Raw genomic sequence first — 16,009 nt, forward strand, 5'->3', positions numbered from 1 at the left:
CTCACCGCCTGAGCGCCGCCGTCAGCGCGATCGCACCGAGCACGACGCTCGCCAGGGCCAGCGGCGGTAACCGGGGCACGTCCACGCCAAAGAGGAGCGTCGTCACCGCGACGGCCACGCCGACCAGCGCCGTCGTTCCGGCGACGTGCGCGGACTCGACGGTGACGCTCGGCCCGGTCCCGAGGTCGTCGCGGAGGTCGACCGCCGCGTGCCCGAAGGTCCAGGCCAGGACCGTCCCGCCGCCGCCGGCCAGCACCGTCGTCGCCGACGCGCCCTGCAGCGCGGCGACGAGCACTTCGAGGAACAGCGCCGCGCCGGCGAGGTCGACCAGTCGGCCGGAACGGACCAGGACGCCGCCGCCGAGCACGACGACGGCGGCGACGCCCGCGGCGGTCGCGGCGGTGCCGACGCCGGCGACGAACAGCGTCGCGACCCCCGCCAGCCCCGCCGCGCCGCCGCAGACGAGTCCGGTTCGCGCCGTCACCGGCCGTCCCTCCAGGCCCGCTCGGTGACGCGCCGGAGCGCCTCGTTCGGCCCCCAGTCGTGGACGGCGAGTCCGGCGGCGCGGAGCAGGCGCAGTCGCTCGGCGCGTTCGAGTCGGGCGAGTCGGTGGCCCGCCGTGTCCGCGGCCGTCGGGTCCGGGCTGACGACCGTCACGGGGTGACCGTTTGCGGCCAGCCGCCGGGCGAACGCCGCCGCGTCGTCGTCGCACAGCGGGCTCAGGAACACGACGTTCGCCGCCGTCGGGAGCCGCGCGAGCAGCCTGCGGACGTCCGGCTCGCGGCCGTCCGGCGTGGCAGTGAACGCGCGGTCGGTTCGCAGCAGCTCGCGGGCCCGTCGGCGGTGCACCTCGGTGGTCCCGGGGTCGAGCCACGCCCGCTGTGGCGAGTAAGCGGCGATACCGACGGCGTGGCCGTCCTCCGGGAGTCCCTCGACGAGCGCAACGGCGGCCGCGGTCGACCGCTCGACGGCCGTTTCGGCGTCCGGACGCGGGGCGACGGCGGCCGCCGCGCGGGCGTCGACCACGACCACGACCGTCGCGGACTGCTCGCGGCGGAACTCGACGGTCGACAGGTCGCCGGTCCGGGCGTAACGGTTCCAGTCGACGCGCGAGAGGGGGTCGTTCGAGCGGTGTTCCCGGACGGCGTAGAAGGAGACGCCCTCGCCGCCCTCGTCGACCGGAACCGCGCCGGGTCGACGCGCCACCGCCGGCACGAGCGGCAGCAGCGCCGACCCGGCCGGGCGCTCCCAGGTGACGGCGTCCGGTTCGACCGCGACGCGCGTCCGACGCGCGACCACGCCGACCACGTCCCTGACGACGACGGTCGCCGGCTCGAACACGCAGCGGTCGGTGCCGCCGGCGATCTCGTAGGTCACCGTCGCCTCGGCCCCCGGCCGCAGCGCCGTCCCCAGCGAGGCCGACCCCTCGACGACGCGGACGGTGTCCGGGACGCCGTCGGCGACCCGCAGGTCGGGAATCGTTCGGTCGCCGTCGTTGCGGACGGTGAGCGCGACGGTGACTCGCTCGCCCAGCGACGGCTCTGGCGGCGTGATCGACCGCCGGACCGTCACGTCGGCCGCCGGCGCGACGGCCAGCCGATCGTACGCGCCGAGCGTGACGCCGAGGCCGCCGAGCAGGACGAGCGCGGGGACCCGCGCCAGGAGGCCGACGCCGACGGCCACCAGCGCGGCCCCGCCCAGCCCGAACCACCGCCCGGTTCGCTGGACCCCCTCGCTCATCGCTCGGTCCGCCGGAGGAGTTCGGCGGTGGCCAGCGCGACCCGCCGACGGAACGGTCGCGTGCCGGAGAGCCACCCGGACAGCCGGTCGACGAGCGAGATCGGTGTACCGTCGAACAGTTCTCGCGCGCCGGCCGTGTCCGTCCACGTCCCGTCCCCGAGCGCGTCGCGGGCCGCCGCCGGCGACAGCCCCTCCCGTTCGAGCGCGAGGACGGCGACGGCCTCGGTCCGCCGCCGGATCGCCTCCCGGCCCTCGCCGGCGGCCAGCGCGTCGTCGACCGCGTCGCCCGGGACCGAGACGAACTGGCTGTCGGTGTCCGGGAGGCGCGGGCCGCGCTCGCCGTCGAGCGAGCGCACCAAGAGCGCGAGGACGGCGACGGCCACGGCGAAGACGGCCACCGCGAGCAGCGGGAGCGTCGAGACCGCTCCCGCGGGCAACAGCGGCGCGCCGACGGCGGCGAGTCCGAGTCCCAGCGCCGTCGCGCCGAGGCCGACCGCCAGCGGAACGGTTCGCACCGTCACGGCTCGGCCTCCGGGTCGCGGGCAGGCGAGTCGGCGTCACCGTTCGCGGCCCCGCGCTCGTCCCCGACCGCGGCCGACCGGTCGTCCGCGCCCTCGGTCGCCCGTTCCAGGGCCTCGCGGGCGCGCCCCTCCATCTCGGCGTCCGGCGTCGCTGCCCCGTAGCGGACCCGCTCGAACAGGTCCCTGAGCGCGCCCACGGCGTCGGGGTCCGCGCCGGCCGTCGCCGCGTCCGCGGCCACGTCCCGCGGTGTCGACGCGCCGTCGGGCGTGACCCGTTCTTCGAGGGACGCCCAGGCCCGGTACACGTCGTTGGTCAGCGGCACGTCGACGTCCCGCGCGGTCCGTGACGCCACCGTCGACTCGGGGTTCGAGGCGGCGACGCTGGGCGTCTCGCCGCTCGTCTCGTCGACCGTCTGCCCGCCGCCGGCGAACCGCCACAGGGCGACCACGGCGGCGGCGACCACGGCGAGGACGCCGCCGATCGCGGGTGCGGGGACGCTCGGGAGCAGCGCGCGAGCGCCGCCCTCGGCGGACGGCGGGTCGATGCCGCCGGGCGGATCTTCGAGGCGCCGCTCGCCGGTGTTCTCGATCTCGCCGTCGTCCGGTGACAGCTCGGCGTCGTCGCGGCCGGTAGCCGCGTCGATGCTCGCCGCGCCGACGCTGAACGACAGCAGGGCGACCGCGGCGACGACCGCCACGAGGAGGGACTGTCGCTGCATACCGGCAGTCCGCCCGTGGCGCATGAATAGGTTGGGGCGCTGTCGCGTTCGAGCGACCGACGGCGGTCCGCCTCAGAGGCGGTCGGCCAGGTCCTCGGCGAAGTACGTCAGAATCAGGTCCGCGCCGGCGCGCTTGATTGACAGCAGCGACTCGTAGGCGACCGACTCGAGGTCGAGCCACCCCTTCTCGGCGGCCGCGTGCAACATCGCGTACTCGCCGGAGACGTTGTAGGCGGCGACGGGGTGGTCGTACGACTCGCGGATGTCCCTGACCACGTCGAGATACGGCAGGGCGGGCTTGACCATCAGCACGTCCGCGCCCTGCTCAACGTCGAGGGCGACCTCGCGGCGCGCCTCGCGTGCGTTCGCGGGGTCCATCTGGTAGTGGCGGCGATCGCCGAAGGCCGGCGCGCCGTCGGCGGCGTCGCGGAAGGGCCCGTAGAACGCCGATTCGTACTTGGCGGCGTAGCTCATGATCGGCACGTCGTCGAAGCCGTCGGCGTCGAGCCCCTCGCGGATCGCTCCGACCATCCCGTCGATCATGCCCGAGGGCGCGACCATGTCGGCCCCGGCAGCGGCGTGGCTCGTCGCGATGCGCTTCAGCAGGCCGAGCGTCTCGTCGTTGCGCACCGTCAGCCGCGGGTCGTCCTCGGCGTCGGCTTCGAGGACGCCGCAGTGGCCGTGGTCGGTGTACTCACAGAGGCACACGTCCGTGATGACGTAGGCGTCCGTCTCGCTCGCGATGCGGCGGGCGGCCGTCTGCACGACGCCGTCTTCGGCCCAGGCGCGGGTGCCCTTCGGGTCCTTCGACTCGGGGACGCCGAACAGCATCACGGCCTCGACGCCGGTCTCGCGGACCTCCTCGACGCGCTCGACCGCCTGGTCGACGGGGACGCGCTCGTGGCCCGGCATCGTCTCGATGGGGACGCGCTCGTCGGTCGTCGCGTCGACGAACACCGGGGCGATGAGGTCCGACGCCGAGAGGTCCGTCTCGCGCACCAGCGGGCGCACGCCGTCGGTCCGCAGGCGGCGCGGGCGCTGTGTCAGGTTCATACCGGGCTCTCCGGCCGTCCGCGGCATGAACCCACCGCTTGCGGCGGCGACCGCCCGGTCGGCGGCGGAACGCGCCGGCCGCCACGCTGTGACACCAAATCGCACACGAGCACGAGATTTATGCCGTCGCCGCCGCCACACTCGGCCGATGCCCTCCGACGACACCGACTCGCTGACCGAGCAGATGCACGACTTCCTCGACGGCCTCGGCTTCGCGGACCTGACGCCGGACTACCGCGACGAGCGCGACGCCGCCAACGACGCCATCGACGCGGCCTTCGACCCGCTGCCCGAGGAACTCGCCGAGGACCCGGACCTCGCCGAGGTCGACAAGGTCAACGTCCACGACGACGGCGACGACATCCTCGTCCCCGTTGTTACCTTCCTCTTCGAGGACGCCGGCGAACCGGACCGCGACGCCGTCTGGTCGTTCGTCGGGCACGCGCTGGAGGCGGTCCACGAGCCGTTCGCCGACCTCCACGTCCGTCACTACGACCTCCAGTTCGCCTACGCCCACGAAGACGAGGACGCGGTCGTCTACTGCCGCATCGCGGTCCACCCCCCGCTCGTCGAGCGATACCTGACCGACCCCGGATTCGACCTCGATGCCCTCCGAGCGGCCGTCACCGAGGCGGATAACGGCGACGACGAAATCCCGCCGGTCGACTGGAAGCCCTTCGACGCCGAATCGATGGGGACGGGCGCGTACAGCGGCGGGCAGGCGGCCATCGCGGCCCACTGTGCCGGGGCGAGCGCGGGCGCGGCTGCCGCGTGCGCTGGCGCTGCGGCCGGCGGGGCTGCAGGTGCCGGCGGGGCCGCAGGCTGTGGCGGTGCGGGCGGCGGGATGTAGGCCCGCTCACCCGCCGTCGGCCGTCTCGATTCGCTCGCGGAGCCACGCCGCCGCGTCGGCGACGGCCGCCGGGTCGTCGCCCGTGACTTTCACCCGTCCCGGCGCGTCGTCCTTGCGGGGGTAGCTTCCGACGGCGACGCCGAACCGCTCGCGGGCCTCGGTGACGCGGTCGACCAGCGCGCCCTCGGGTGCGGGCGTGTGCATCGTCTCCGTTGTCCGGTCGCCGTCGAACTCGTCGGCGACGGTCTCGTACATCGCCTTCAGTTCCTCGGGGATGCCCGGCATGACATAGACGCCGTCGACCACGCAGCCGGCGGCGAAGCTCTCGTCGGTCAGCAGGGGCTGGCCGCCCTCGGGGACCGCCGCCCACGCGTCGAGGTCGAGGTCCATGTCGTAGCGGTCCACCATCTCTGGGTTGTCCGCGGCGAAGCGCTCGGCCTTCGCTTCGAGGTGGGCGCGCACCGACTCGGGCACGACGAGGTCGCGGCCGAACGCCCGCGCCACGCCAGCCTTCGTCACGTCGTCGGGCGTCCCGCCGATGCCGCCGGTGACGACGACCGCGTCGAAGGCGTCGCGGTACCGCGCCACGGCGTCGGCGATGACCGCCTCGTCGTCCGGGACGGTCAGGACGCGGGCGACCGTCGCGCCCGCCGCGGTGAGCCGTCGCCCGAGCCACGAGGCGTTCGTGTTCTCCGTGTCCCCGGCCAGCAGTTCGTCGCCGACGGTGACCAGTGCGACCTGCATATCGAACTCCGACGCGCCCGAGCGGGGTAAGGATTTGCTCAGCCCGCCCGGTCGACCGCTTCTGCCAGCAGTTCGGTCACGCCGACGATTTCGATGTCGTTCTCGTAGCCACCGGTCTTCCGTCCGTCCTCGTACATCGTCATGCACATCGGGCACGCGACGACGAACTTCCCGACGGCGTCGCCGGCGTCGGTGTCCTCCAGGGCCTCGCGCAGGCGCTCCTCGCTCGGCTTGGTATCCTCCTCGAAGTCCATCCAGAGGCCGCCGCCGCCGCCGCCACAGCAGAAGGAGTCGTCGCGGTTGCGCGGCATCTCGTGGAGGTCCGCGCCGGTGGCCCGCACGAGGTCCCGCGGGGCCTCGAACACGTCGTTGTACCGCCCGAGGTGACAGGGGTCGTGGTAGGTGACGGTGTAGTCGAGTTCGGTCCCGGCGAGGCCGAGCGCGCCCGACTCCGCGAGATCCGCGACCACCTGCGTGTAGTGGAACACGTCCGAGCCGTCCCACTCGCAGGCCTCGAACTCGGGGTACTCGTTGGCGAACGTGTTGTAGGCGTGGGGGTCCGTCGTCACGATGGACTCGTACTCGCAGTCCGCGATGGCGGCCGCGTTGTCCTCGACGAGCATCTCGTAGAGGCCCTCCTCGCCGACGCGGCGCACGTCGTTGCCGTCGGTCTGTTCGGCCTCGTAGAGGATGCCGTAGTCGACGCCGGCGGCCTCGAACACCGTGGCGAGCGCGCGGGCGATCTTGCGGTTTCGCTCGTCGTAGCTCGGGTAGTCGCCGACGTACCAGAGGTACTCGACGGACTCCTCGCGGGCGTCGGGGACCTCGAAGTCGAGGTCCTCGGTCCAGTCGGGGCGCTTGCGCTCGGGGTCGCCGAAGGTGTTGCCGTGCTGGAACACGTTCATCATGGCGTCCTGGACGTGCTCGTCCATCTCCCCGGCCTCCGTGAGCCGGCGGTTCATCTCCGTGAACTGTGTGACGTGCTCGATGTCGACCGGGCAGGCGTCCATGCAGGCCATACAGGACATACAGGACTCCATGGTGTGTGCGTCGATGACCGAACTGCCCCCGTCTGCGACGATAGGCACGTCCTCGCCGCCGGCGTCGCGCTCCTCGCGGTAGCGTTTCAGGTCGAGGATGACGTTGCGCGGGTCGAGCGGCCGGCCCGCCTCCTTCGCGGGGCAGACCGACGAACACCGGCCGCACTTCGTACAGGCGTCGTGGTCGAGCAACTGCTTCCAGGAGAAGTCGTCGATGTCGCTGGGCCCGATGTCCTCCGGGGCGGCGTCGCCCGGCACGCCCGGCAGTCGGACGCCGGCCTTCTCGTCGCGGGCGACGAGATTGGCGAACGACGAGAGCATGTGGAACGGCTTGGCGTAGGGGATCCAGGCGACGAACCACAGCGCGACGAGCGCGTGGCTCCACCAGACGAACGGGTAGGCCGCGGCGGCCTGCTCGGCGGTCACGCCGGCCAGCACCAGCACGTCTTTGACGAACCAGCCGACGAAGCTCACCGTCTCGAAGGACACGTCGCGGATCGTTGACGTGCCGAGGATGCGGACCCCCTCGGTGAGGTAACCGCCGACGCCCAGCACGAACAGCGCGCCGAGAAAGAGGTCGTCCTCGCGGGAGGTGTGCCGGTCGTGGAGGCGCTCCATCCGGCGGCCGTAGCGCCGCCACAGCGCCACGCCGACGCCGACGACGAACAGCAGCCCCATCGCGTCCATCACGAACGAATAGGAGAGGTAAAAGCGCCCGACGAAGAAGGACTCGCCGGTCAGCGGCCGGTAGAGGTCCATGTCGATACCGAGAATCGTCGTGCCGATGAGCAGCGTCAGGAAGCCCCAGACGACGAAGGCGTGCATCACGCCGGCGACGGCGTCGCGGTCCAGTTGCTTGCGGTTCGAGAGCGCGAGTCGCGCCGCCGCGAGCGTCCGGCCGGGCAGGTCGTCGAGGCGCTCGACCGGGTCGTCGCTCCCCTGCGCGTAGCGACTGATCCGCGCGTACACGCCGTAGAAAAAGACCAGAAGGGCGAGCGCCGCGAGGTAGTAGAAGAGGGCCTTCCCCACGGACCCGATGCGCCAGAACGTGGGCCGCGTGGTCGCCTGGAGTGCCATTGACATACGGTAACACGCGGTTCGCGAGCGCTTAAAGGTTGCCACACCCCTGTCCCGTCTTGCGGGAATTCAGACGCCGTTGAAAGTTTCACCGACTTTCAGTTGCCCGTCCGACAGATATTTGTTCACAGGGACGTAGGTTGTGGTTCGATGGACGAGAAGACCGAAGAGCTCCGTGACATCTTCATGGACGTGGCCGAAGAGGGGTCAGTCACGGAGTCACAGGAGGCGTCGAGGGGGTCTCTCACCGACACCGACGAGGCCAGCGTCGCCGAGCGCCTCGGCGCGGTCGTCTCGCGGATGCGCGAGCGATACGCCTTCGAGACCGAGCTCGACGACGAGACGCTGGTCACCGTCGTCCGCCGGTTCTACGATGGAAGCGACGACGCGGCCGTCGCCGACGAACTCGGCGTCGACGAGTCCGCCGTCGTCGAGGCGCGCCTCGACCTGCACCTCGTCCGCGAGGCGGACACCGAGGCCCCGTTCGACCTGGCCGCGTTCCGCCGCCGCGTGGCCGACGCGGACCCGACCACCGCCGAACTCGCCGAGACGTTCGACATCGACGAGTCCTGGGCCGCCCACTACCGCCGCGTCGTCGGCGCGCAGGACGCCGCCCGGCGGGTGTCCCACCGCTTCCAGAGCGAGTTCGAGGACGTGCTCACCGACGCCGGCCTGTCCACCCAGCACGCCGCGTCCGTCCGCGAGGACGGCCTCGACGAGGCTACGGAGGACATCGACTCGCTCGACTCCGACGCCGACGTGTCGATGTGACCGAACTCGGACCGGACGAACCTTTTTGACCGAACACGGGCCCAGCGAGGGCCATGTCGACCCACACGTTCCGGGACCTGGAAACGGCCGCTTACTGCCCGCGGAAGCTCTACTATCGGCGGCGCGACGGCGCGAGCGAGGTCCCCGACGAGATCGAACAGATCCGGTCGCTCTCGCTGGAGTACGAGCGCCTGTTGACCGACGACGCCGCCCTGCTCGCCGCGCCCGTCGAGGTCGGTCCCGAGGAATACCGCGACCGGCTCCGGTCCCTGCGGGACCGACTCGCCGACTGGGACGCGCTCGTCGCGCCAGCCGACACGAACGCCTATCTGGAGGGCAAGGACGCCCGCGGCATCGCTCACAAGCTCGTCGCCGGCGCGGACGGGACCGTCCCGGCGCTTTCCTTCGCCGGGCGGCCGCCCGAGAACGGCGTCTGGGAGCCACAGACCGTCCGGCTCGTCGCCGCCGCGAAGGCGCTGGCCTGGGAGCGCGAACGGGCGGTCGAACACGCCTACGCCGAGTACCCGGCCTACGGCGTGGTCCGCAGAATCGACGTGAACGCGCGGCGCGCCGGTGTCTACCGGCGGGCGGTCCGGACCGCCGACAGCATCGACGGCCCGCCGGGTCGGGTCCGCAACGACGCCAAGTGCGCGCCCTGCGAGTTCCGCGAGAACTGCGGCGTCAAGACGCGGTCGCTCCGGTCTATGCTCCGCTAAGTCCGTCGACCGGCCGTCACTCGCGGTCGGCCAGCCACGCCTCGATCTCGTCGGCCATCGCGCCCCGGCGGTGGATCGTCCCCGCGCGCACGTCCACGACGGTCGAACTCGTCCCACCGGTCTCGCCGCCGTCCAGCACCGCGTCGGCGCGCTCGGCGATGGCGTCGAGATCGTCGACGGTCCGCGCGCTCGGCTTCCCGGAGACGTTGGCGCTGGTCGCCGTCAGCGGCCCGCTCTCGGCCAGCAGATCGAGCGCTACCTGGTGGTCGGGGACGCGGATGCCGACGCGGTCGCGGCCGGCGACCAGCGCGTCCGGGACCGCCTCGCGGCGCTCGACGACGACCGTGACGGGGCCGGGGAGGAACGCGCGCATGAACGCCAGTTCGCGCTCGGTCGGCCGCGTGTACTCGCGCGCCGTCTCGACGTCCGGGACCGCCATCGAGATCGGCTCGTCGCGGTCGCGCCCCTTCGCGGCGAAGACGCCCTCGACGGCGTGGGCGTCCAGTGCGTCCGCCCCGAGGCCGTACACCGTCTCCGTCGGGTAGACGACGAGCCCGCCGCCGCGGACGGCGGCCGCGGCGTCTGCGATCGTCGCCATGGTCAGAGCTGGGCCTCGACGGCGTCGTAGTCGGGGAAGTCGGGCCACTCCGCGGCCACCCAGGCGTACTCGACGGTCCGGTCGCCGTCGAGGACGAACACCGCCGGTCGCGGCTCTTCGAGGCCGGCCATCCCGTCGAGGTCCATGTCGATGCCGTACTCGCGGGCGACGCCGTTGCCCGGGTCCGAGAACAGCCGGTAGTCGCCGGCGATGTCGCGCTCGTCGAGCAGTCGCTTGTGGGCGTACGGCGTCGAGATGGAACAGCCGACGACGGTGGCGTCCTCGTGCCACCCGCGGTCGCGGATCTCGTTCCAGACGTACGTGGCCGGGAACGCCCCGTCCATCGCGTGGAAGACGAGCACCACGCGGTCGCTGTCGGCACACAGCGACGACAGCGACTCGTCCTCCCAGTACTCGTCGTTCACGAGCGGGCGGGTGAAATCGGGGGCCGTCTCGCCTTCCTCGGGGTACTCGATCTCGTCCAGATCGACCACGTCGAAGTCGAGGTCCATCAGGCCGCACCCCCCGTGTCGCCGCCGTACGTCCGGTCGAGGTAGTCGACGATGTTGGCGCTCTCGGACATCGTCACGCCGGTGTCCTCGTCGACGATGGCCGGGACGGTCCGCTTGCCCGTGAGGCGCTTGACCACGTCCCGCTCGGAGTGCATCGGCTCGACGAACCGCGAGCGGTATTCGAGCCCGAGAGCGTCCAGTTTCCGGACGACGCGCTCGCAGAACGGACACGCCTGCAGCCGATACAGCGTGAGTGTGGGGTCGCTCATACGGCGGTGGTACGCGCGAACGCCGTGTAAGGCCTTCGGCGGCGGTGGGTCCATGACAAGTCTTAATCCCCGTGCATCACAACTTCGACCGTTGATGTCCCTGGACCCACCTGTGCCGTTCGAGTTATCTCCAGCGACGCTGCAAGCGATCGACGTCGTCGGCGTCCCAGTTCCCCAAAGCGCGGTCCTCTTCGGCGGTATCGCCACGATCGTGGCCCTCATCGTTCTCTCGGCGTTCTTCTCGTCCTCGGAAATCGCGATGTTCTCGCTGCCCGCCCACCGGACCGAGGCGCTCGTCGAAGACGGAATCAAGGGCGCGAAGACGCTCAAGGACCTCAAGAGCGACCCCCACCGCCTGCTCGTCACCATCCTCGTCGGGAACAACCTCGTCAACATCGCGATGTCCTCCATCGCGACGGGGCTGCTGGCGATGTACGTCGAGAGCCAGGGCGTCGCCGTCGCCATCGCGACCTTCGGAATCACCGCCATCGTCCTGCTGTTCGGCGAGAGCGCCCCGAAGAGCTACGCGGTCGAGAACACCGAGTCCTGGGCGCTCACCATCGCGCGCCCGCTCCGCGTCGCCGAGCGGGTCCTGCTGCCGCTCATCCTCTTGTTCGACTACCTCACTCGGGTCGTCAACAAGATCACCGGCGGCCGGTCGGCCATCGAGACGTCCTACGTCACCCGCGAGGAGATTCAGGACATCATCGAGACGGGCGAGCGCGAGGGCGTCCTGGACGAGGAGGAGCGCGAGATGCTCCAGCGCACCCTGCGGTTCAACGACACCATCGCCAAGGAGGTGATGACGCCGCGACTCGACATGACCGCCGTCGCGAAGGAATCCTCCATCGAGGAGGCCCTGGAGACATGTATCCAGAGCGGCCACGCCCGCATCCCCGTCTACGAGGGGAGCCTGGACAACGTCATCGGCGTCATCCACATCCGCGACCTCGTCCGCGACCTCAACTACGGCGAGGCGCTGGCCCGTGACATGGACTTGGAGGACCTCATCGAACCGACGCTGCACGTCCCCGAGTCCAAGAACGTCGACGACCTGCTGACGGAGATGCGCAAAGAGCGCATGCACATGGTCATCGTCATCGACGAGTTCGGGACCACCGAGGGGCTGGTGACGATGGAGGACCTGACCGAGGAGATCGTCGGCGAGATCCTCGAAGGCGAGGAGGAAGAGCCCATCGAGTACGTCGACGACGACACCGTGACGGTCAAAGGCGAGGTCAACATCGAGGAGGTCAACGAGGCGCTGGACCTCGAACTCCCCGAGGGCGAGGAGTTCGAGACCATCGCCGGCTTCATCTTCAACCGCGCCGGCCGCCTCGTCGAGGAGGGCGAGACCATCACCTACGACGGCGTCGAGATCCGCGTCGAGCAGGTCGAGAACACGCGCATCATGAAGGCGCGCGTGGTCCGCCTCGACCGGGACGCGGAGGACCCCGAGGACGCCGAGGTCACGACGGAGTGAGCCGGGGCGTCCGGACCGTCACGCTCGCTATTTTCGGCCGTACGTCACTCGCGTCGCGAGGTCGTCGAGTCGCCGCTTGACCCCGCCGAGCCACGCCGCCGGCGAGACGGCGCGGGCCTCGTCCTCGTCGATTTCGATGCGGGCCTCGCCGAAGACGTCCCGTTCGTCGCCGTCCGCCGTCGCGTCGACGACAGTCGACATGCTACAGCGGCCGCAGGATTCGGCGTCGTCGTTCATGCCACGGTGTACCACGCCCAGCCTGACAAACGTGTCGGTCGCCTCGGACGGACAGAACGGTAGGCTCATTGCGGGGAGGGGACAAGCCGGGCGTAGATGGTCGCGACGAGTGTCCTCGTGACGCTGCTTATCGCTTCGCTCGCGAGCCTGTTCATGGCGTGGGCCATCGGCGCGGGTTCGTCGGGGTCGACGCCCTTCGCGCCGGCAGTCGGCGCGAACGCGATTTCGGTCATGCGAGCGGGCTTTCTCGTCGGTATCCTCGGACTGGCCGGGGCCGTGTTACAGGGCGCGAACGTCACCGAGACCGTCGGGAGCGGGCTGGTCGTCTTCCCAGACGGCACCGGCCTGTCGGCGGTGGCCGCAATCATCGCCCTCCTGACGGCGGCCCTGCTGGTGGCCGTCGGCATCTTCACCGGCTACCCGATCGCGACGGCGTTCACCGTCACCGGCGCGGTCGTCGGCGTCGGCCTGGCGATGGGCGGCCAGCCCGCGACGGCGAAGTACATCGAGATCGTCTCGCTGTGGGTCGCGGTTCCCTTCGTCGGCGGCGGGATGGCCTTCGCCGTCGCCTGGCTGTTGCGCCACGAGGCCACCGAGGAGGGACGGCTCGTCCCCCTGCTGGCCGGCGTCGTCGGCGCTATTCTCGCCAACGTCGAGTTCGTCCTGCTGGCCCCCGGCGACGAGCAGGTGTCCGTCGCGCGGGCACTCGCTCGCTCGCTCGACGCGCCGCCGCTCCCGACGATCGCGGCGATCACGCTGTGCTGTGGCGCGGTCGCGGCGGCGCTGCTGTACCGGGACGTGCGGGCCGACGAGGCCGCCGGCCAGCGCCACTTCCTGCTCGTGCTGGGCGGCCTCGTCGCCTTCTCGGCCGGCGGCAGTCAGGTCGGCCTCGCCCTCGGTCCGCTGCTCCCGCTGCTCGGGACCGGACCGACGGCGGCGATTCCCATCACCGGCGTCCTGCTGTTCGGCGGCGTCGGCCTCCTGATCGGCTCCTGGACCGGCGCGCCGCGGATGATCAAGGCGCTGGCACAGGACTACTCCTCGCTCGGCCCGCGCCGGTCCATCGCGGCGCTCATCCCCAGTTTCGTCATCGCCCAGACCGCCGTGTTCTTCGGCATCCCCGTCTCGTTCAACGAGATCATCGTCTCGGCCATCGTCGGCTCCGGGGCCGCCGCGGGCGGGGGCGAGGTCAGCCGCGAGAAGATGGGCAAGACGGTGCTCGCCTGGGCCGGGTCGCTGGCGCTCGCGTTCGGCCTGAGCTACGGCGTGTTCGCGGCCGTCTCGCTGGTCCGTTAGCGCAGGACGAGCAGGTAGGTAAGGGTCGCCACGACGAGCGTGGCGAGAGCGAGGTTCGTCGTCGTGTTCTGTACCAGCCCGAAGAACGACAGTCCCCACAGCGCGACCGCGCTGAACGCGAGCGACAGCAGCAGGTCGAGCGCGAGCAACACGCGGATGTCCCCGTCGGATGCCATGTGCGAACAGGCGCGTCCTGTCGCAATATATATCCGGGTCGTTGGGCTTTTGTTCGCCCGCGGCAAGACCAGTTCGATGAATGTCACGAACAGGCGCGGAACGCCGGTCGACCCGGTCCCGTTTCTCGTCGTCGCGCTGTCCGGTATTCTCCTGAGCTACGTCTTCCTCCCGTCGTACCTGCTCTATCTCGGCGCGCCGCTCACGGCGGCGCTCGCGGCCACGACCCTCGTCGCCGCTGCGTCGGTCGCCGCGTCGTTCTACCGCTACTGCTGGACGGTCCGCCCGGCGCTCCGCGGCGAGGTCCCCGCGTCGCTGCGCTTCCAGCGCCTCGTCTACGGGACCGCGGTGATCGGTGGTCTCCTCGTCCTGCTGGCGCTCCCGCTCTTGCTGTGACGGCGTCACCGGACCACGGACCGCTTGACAGCCCCCACAGTCATTATCCCGGGCCGTCAGGGAGTGGTATGCGCACGGTGGAGGCGTCGACGTTCGTTCCCGCGTCGGCGGTCCGGGTGGAGACGTTTCTCACGCCCGAGACCGTCGTCGAGGCGGAGGGCACGTTCGCGGTGGTCGACGTCGCCGGGGACCCACCCGTCGTGACCGGGCGGGCGAGCGGCATGACGGCGACGTTCGCCTTCGAGGAGCGGTCCGACGGCTACGAGTACGCCCAGCAGGGGTCTGCCGGACCGTTCGAGGCGATGGAGACCACGCTGACCTGGGCGGGCCGCGACGACGGCACGACCGTCACCGCCCGGTCGTCCGTGAGCCTCGGCCTGCCGCTCGCGTCGCTGACCGACCGCGTGGCGGCCTGGAAGCGCCGCGGCGAACTCAAACGCCTGCTCGCCCGCGTCGAGGCCGAGTTCGAGTAGCCGCGGACTCGCCCGCCCGTTCACTCGGACAGGTCGTCGGCGGTGCTGACGTGCAGCCCGACGAACTGCCAGTCACGCGCCTCACCGGTCGCTTCGAGCGTCCCGCTCCAGCGGGTGTCGTACGCGTGGCGTTCCCCCGTCTCCGCGTCGGTCCAGCACAGGCGCACGTCGTCGCTGAACCACGCATACCCGTCTCGCTCGGTCACGCGGAGCGCGCGGCTGTCGACGGTCCAGTCGGCCGTCGTCTCGGTCTGCTCCCGCAGGCCGGCGCGGACGGCCTCGGTCCCGACCAGCCGCTCGGAGAGGCCGAACTTGACGACCTCGCGGTCGCCGTCACCGGCGAAGAAGGGCCCGAGCGGGTCGCCGGCCCGGAGCGCCGCGTAGTACGCCTCGACGGTCTCGGTCGCGTTCATATCGGTGGATACGGGGTCCAGTCGTTTCACTGCCATCCCTCGCGTTCAGACGTGTCGGTTCTGGACCCACTGTGCGATTTCGCGCTGGAACCGCTCGAACCAGTGCAGGTCCGTGTGCAACACTTCGTACACTACGTCGTGGTCGACGTCGCCGTAGCGGTGTGCGAGGACGTTTCGGAAGCCGACCGCCTCAGATATCTTCGCTTGCGTCTCCGTCGTGATGATGTCGTTTTTTTTCGAGCGCTTCGATCTCCGCTTTCGAGGTCCCCTGTGGGCTGAGATCTTCCGAAGCGCGGATGTGCTGTGAGAGGTCGATACAGGACTGAATTAGATTCATGAACGTCCGCTCGACCGCTCGCTGGAGAACGGTGTCTCCGAGGTATAGCGCTCTTTGGATATTCCGCGCATCTCTCTCAAGTCGTCCGTGTAGTCGTTGATGTGGCGCAGTTTGTCCGCGACGACGGCTTCGTCGACCATTTAGCCGTCTCCGCGTGCGAGTCGGTCGATGAACTCCAGTCGCTCTCTTTCGGTCGCCCGCTCGTCGTAGTCCGATTCGACTCGTCTTTTGTACTCCGTGACGGCACGTTCGTCGCCCACGAGGACGATTCCGTCACGAAGCGCGGCGACCGCGACCGGGAGCGGGAGGGACTCGATGTCGCTCACGTCGACGAAGCCGTCGGCGTACTCTTGGAGGTCGGCGTCGATTCGATTCCGACGAGTGAACCGCTCGTATGCGTCCATCTCGGAGGGGAACCGGAGCGCGATATCGACATCTGAGGTATCGTGGGCCGAACCACGTGCGTGTGAACCGAACAGCACCGCGAAGACGAGGCTCGCTTCTTCGAGGTAGTCGCGAATTGCATCGACGTTCACGCCATCGATGGTCGGTTCACCTGTCTCTACCATACAGGACGTTCGGCGTCGTGG

The 16,009-nt window shown here is 70.7% G+C and carries 24 protein-coding genes; 7 read left to right on the top strand and 17 right to left on the bottom strand.

From position 1 onward, the window contains the following. Position 1: 1 nt before the first annotated feature. The 5 genes from GM656_RS10345 to hemB form a co-directional block, all read right to left on the bottom strand. Positions 2-484, bottom strand: a complete 483-nt coding sequence (locus tag GM656_RS10345) for a DUF7519 family protein (RefSeq protein ID WP_162413581.1) — start codon at positions 482-484, stop codon at positions 2-4. Beyond that, positions 481-1,740 (bottom strand): DUF58 domain-containing protein, encoded by a 1,260-nt coding sequence (locus GM656_RS10350; protein ID WP_162413582.1) that lies wholly within the window; start codon positions 1,738-1,740, stop codon positions 481-483. Before GM656_RS10350 ends, GM656_RS10345 begins: the two co-directional genes overlap by 4 nt. After that, the gene (locus tag GM656_RS10355; RefSeq protein ID WP_162413583.1) at positions 1,737-2,261 is read right to left on the bottom strand and encodes a DUF7269 family protein; all 525 of its coding nucleotides are present in this window, start codon (positions 2,259-2,261) and stop codon (positions 1,737-1,739) included. The genes GM656_RS10350 and GM656_RS10355 overlap by 4 nt, the downstream gene beginning before the upstream one ends. After that, positions 2,258-2,980 (bottom strand): DUF4129 domain-containing protein, encoded by a 723-nt coding sequence (locus GM656_RS10360; RefSeq protein ID WP_162413584.1) that lies wholly within the window; start codon positions 2,978-2,980, stop codon positions 2,258-2,260. Before GM656_RS10360 ends, GM656_RS10355 begins: the two co-directional genes overlap by 4 nt. 72 nt (positions 2,981-3,052) lie before the next feature. Continuing rightward, the gene (gene hemB / locus GM656_RS10365) at positions 3,053-4,033 is read right to left on the bottom strand and encodes a porphobilinogen synthase (RefSeq protein WP_162413585.1); all 981 of its coding nucleotides are present in this window, start codon (positions 4,031-4,033) and stop codon (positions 3,053-3,055) included. Positions 4,034-4,181: 148 nt separating this feature from the next. Between hemB and GM656_RS10370 the strand changes: the two genes are divergently transcribed. Further along, on the top strand, positions 4,182-4,883 hold the full coding sequence (locus GM656_RS10370) for a hypothetical protein (protein WP_162413586.1): 702 nt from the start codon (positions 4,182-4,184) through the stop codon (positions 4,881-4,883). Positions 4,884-4,889: 6 nt separating this feature from the next. Here GM656_RS10370 and GM656_RS10375 read toward each other — a convergent pair whose 3' ends face one another. Both GM656_RS10375 and GM656_RS10380 read right to left on the bottom strand, forming a co-directional pair. Continuing rightward, positions 4,890-5,627, bottom strand: coding sequence for a competence/damage-inducible protein A (locus GM656_RS10375; protein ID WP_162413587.1), 738 nt, complete (start codon positions 5,625-5,627; stop codon positions 4,890-4,892). Positions 5,628-5,665: 38 nt separating this feature from the next. Continuing rightward, entirely contained in the window at positions 5,666-7,750 is a 2,085-nt protein-coding gene (locus GM656_RS10380) for a (Fe-S)-binding protein (protein ID WP_162413588.1), read from the bottom strand. 144 nt (positions 7,751-7,894) lie between these two features. Here GM656_RS10380 and GM656_RS10385 point away from each other — a divergent pair, with 144 nt between their 5' ends. Next, on the top strand, positions 7,895-8,515 hold the full coding sequence (locus GM656_RS10385; protein ID WP_162413589.1) for a conditioned medium-induced protein 4: 621 nt from the start codon (positions 7,895-7,897) through the stop codon (positions 8,513-8,515). A gap of 53 nt (positions 8,516-8,568) precedes the next feature. After that, positions 8,569-9,231, top strand: a complete 663-nt coding sequence (locus GM656_RS10390; protein ID WP_162413590.1) for a CRISPR-associated protein Cas4 — start codon at positions 8,569-8,571, stop codon at positions 9,229-9,231. A 16-nt stretch (positions 9,232-9,247) separates the two neighbouring features. On the opposite strand, the gene GM656_RS10395 is transcribed toward GM656_RS10390, so the two are convergent. Genes GM656_RS10395 through GM656_RS10405 form a run of 3 tightly spaced genes read right to left on the bottom strand, consistent with a single transcriptional unit; the run spans position 9,248 to position 10,610 of the window. Further along, complete coding sequence (locus GM656_RS10395) at positions 9,248-9,829, bottom strand: L-threonylcarbamoyladenylate synthase (RefSeq protein WP_162413591.1); 582 nt, start codon at positions 9,827-9,829, stop codon at positions 9,248-9,250. 2 nt (positions 9,830-9,831) lie between these two features. Beyond that, entirely contained in the window at positions 9,832-10,341 is a 510-nt protein-coding gene (locus GM656_RS10400) for a redoxin domain-containing protein (protein ID WP_162413592.1), read from the bottom strand. Then, positions 10,341-10,610, bottom strand: coding sequence for a glutaredoxin family protein (locus GM656_RS10405; RefSeq protein ID WP_162413593.1), 270 nt, complete (start codon positions 10,608-10,610; stop codon positions 10,341-10,343). The genes GM656_RS10400 and GM656_RS10405 overlap by 1 nt, the downstream gene beginning before the upstream one ends. Before the next feature lie 94 nt (positions 10,611-10,704). Between GM656_RS10405 and GM656_RS10410 the strand changes: the two genes are divergently transcribed. Next, on the top strand, positions 10,705-12,093 hold the full coding sequence (locus tag GM656_RS10410) for a hemolysin family protein (RefSeq protein WP_162413594.1): 1,389 nt from the start codon (positions 10,705-10,707) through the stop codon (positions 12,091-12,093). 27 nt (positions 12,094-12,120) lie between these two features. Here GM656_RS10410 and GM656_RS10415 read toward each other — a convergent pair whose 3' ends face one another. Then, positions 12,121-12,330, bottom strand: a complete 210-nt coding sequence (locus GM656_RS10415; protein WP_162413595.1) for a hypothetical protein — start codon at positions 12,328-12,330, stop codon at positions 12,121-12,123. Positions 12,331-12,426: 96 nt separating this feature from the next. On the opposite strand from GM656_RS10415, the gene GM656_RS10420 reads away from it, so the two are divergent. After that, entirely contained in the window at positions 12,427-13,626 is a 1,200-nt protein-coding gene (locus tag GM656_RS10420; protein WP_162413596.1) for an inorganic phosphate transporter, read from the top strand. Here GM656_RS10420 and GM656_RS10425 read toward each other — a convergent pair. Beyond that, entirely contained in the window at positions 13,623-13,802 is a 180-nt protein-coding gene (locus tag GM656_RS10425) for a hypothetical protein (RefSeq protein ID WP_162413597.1), read from the bottom strand. The genes GM656_RS10420 and GM656_RS10425 overlap by 4 nt on opposite strands. Before the next feature lie 76 nt (positions 13,803-13,878). On the opposite strand from GM656_RS10425, the gene GM656_RS10430 reads away from it, so the two are divergent. Both GM656_RS10430 and GM656_RS10435 read left to right on the top strand, forming a co-directional pair. After that, positions 13,879-14,196 carry a hypothetical protein gene (locus GM656_RS10430; RefSeq protein ID WP_162413598.1) on the top strand — a complete coding sequence of 106 codons (318 nt, stop codon included), beginning with the start codon at positions 13,879-13,881 and terminating at the stop codon, positions 14,194-14,196. 68 nt (positions 14,197-14,264) lie between these two features. Continuing rightward, positions 14,265-14,669, top strand: coding sequence for an SRPBCC family protein (locus tag GM656_RS10435; protein ID WP_162413599.1), 405 nt, complete (start codon positions 14,265-14,267; stop codon positions 14,667-14,669). Positions 14,670-14,689: 20 nt separating this feature from the next. On the opposite strand, the gene GM656_RS10440 is transcribed toward GM656_RS10435, so the two are convergent. From GM656_RS10440 to mntA, 5 genes are read right to left on the bottom strand one after another with little or no spacing between them, the layout of a single operon-like run. Then, complete coding sequence (locus GM656_RS10440) at positions 14,690-15,082, bottom strand: nuclear transport factor 2 family protein (RefSeq protein ID WP_162413600.1); 393 nt, start codon at positions 15,080-15,082, stop codon at positions 14,690-14,692. A gap of 45 nt (positions 15,083-15,127) precedes the next feature. Next, entirely contained in the window at positions 15,128-15,364 is a 237-nt protein-coding gene (locus GM656_RS19610; RefSeq protein ID WP_206673705.1) for a DUF86 domain-containing protein, read from the bottom strand. Continuing rightward, complete coding sequence (locus GM656_RS19615; protein WP_367397971.1) at positions 15,273-15,479, bottom strand: HepT-like ribonuclease domain-containing protein; 207 nt, start codon at positions 15,477-15,479, stop codon at positions 15,273-15,275. Before GM656_RS19615 ends, GM656_RS19610 begins: the two co-directional genes overlap by 92 nt. Further along, complete coding sequence (locus tag GM656_RS19235) at positions 15,416-15,559, bottom strand: hypothetical protein (protein WP_206673701.1); 144 nt, start codon at positions 15,557-15,559, stop codon at positions 15,416-15,418. The genes GM656_RS19615 and GM656_RS19235 overlap by 64 nt, the downstream gene beginning before the upstream one ends. After that, a complete protein-coding gene (gene mntA, locus GM656_RS10450) occupies positions 15,560-15,988 on the bottom strand; it encodes a type VII toxin-antitoxin system MntA family adenylyltransferase antitoxin (protein WP_162413601.1) in 429 nt (142 codons plus the stop codon). Between the last annotated feature and the right edge of the window lie 21 nt (positions 15,989-16,009).

Source organism: Haloarcula salina, from assembly GCF_010119195.1.
Classification (GTDB): Archaea; Halobacteriota; Halobacteria; order Halobacteriales; family Haloarculaceae; genus Haloarcula; species Haloarcula salina.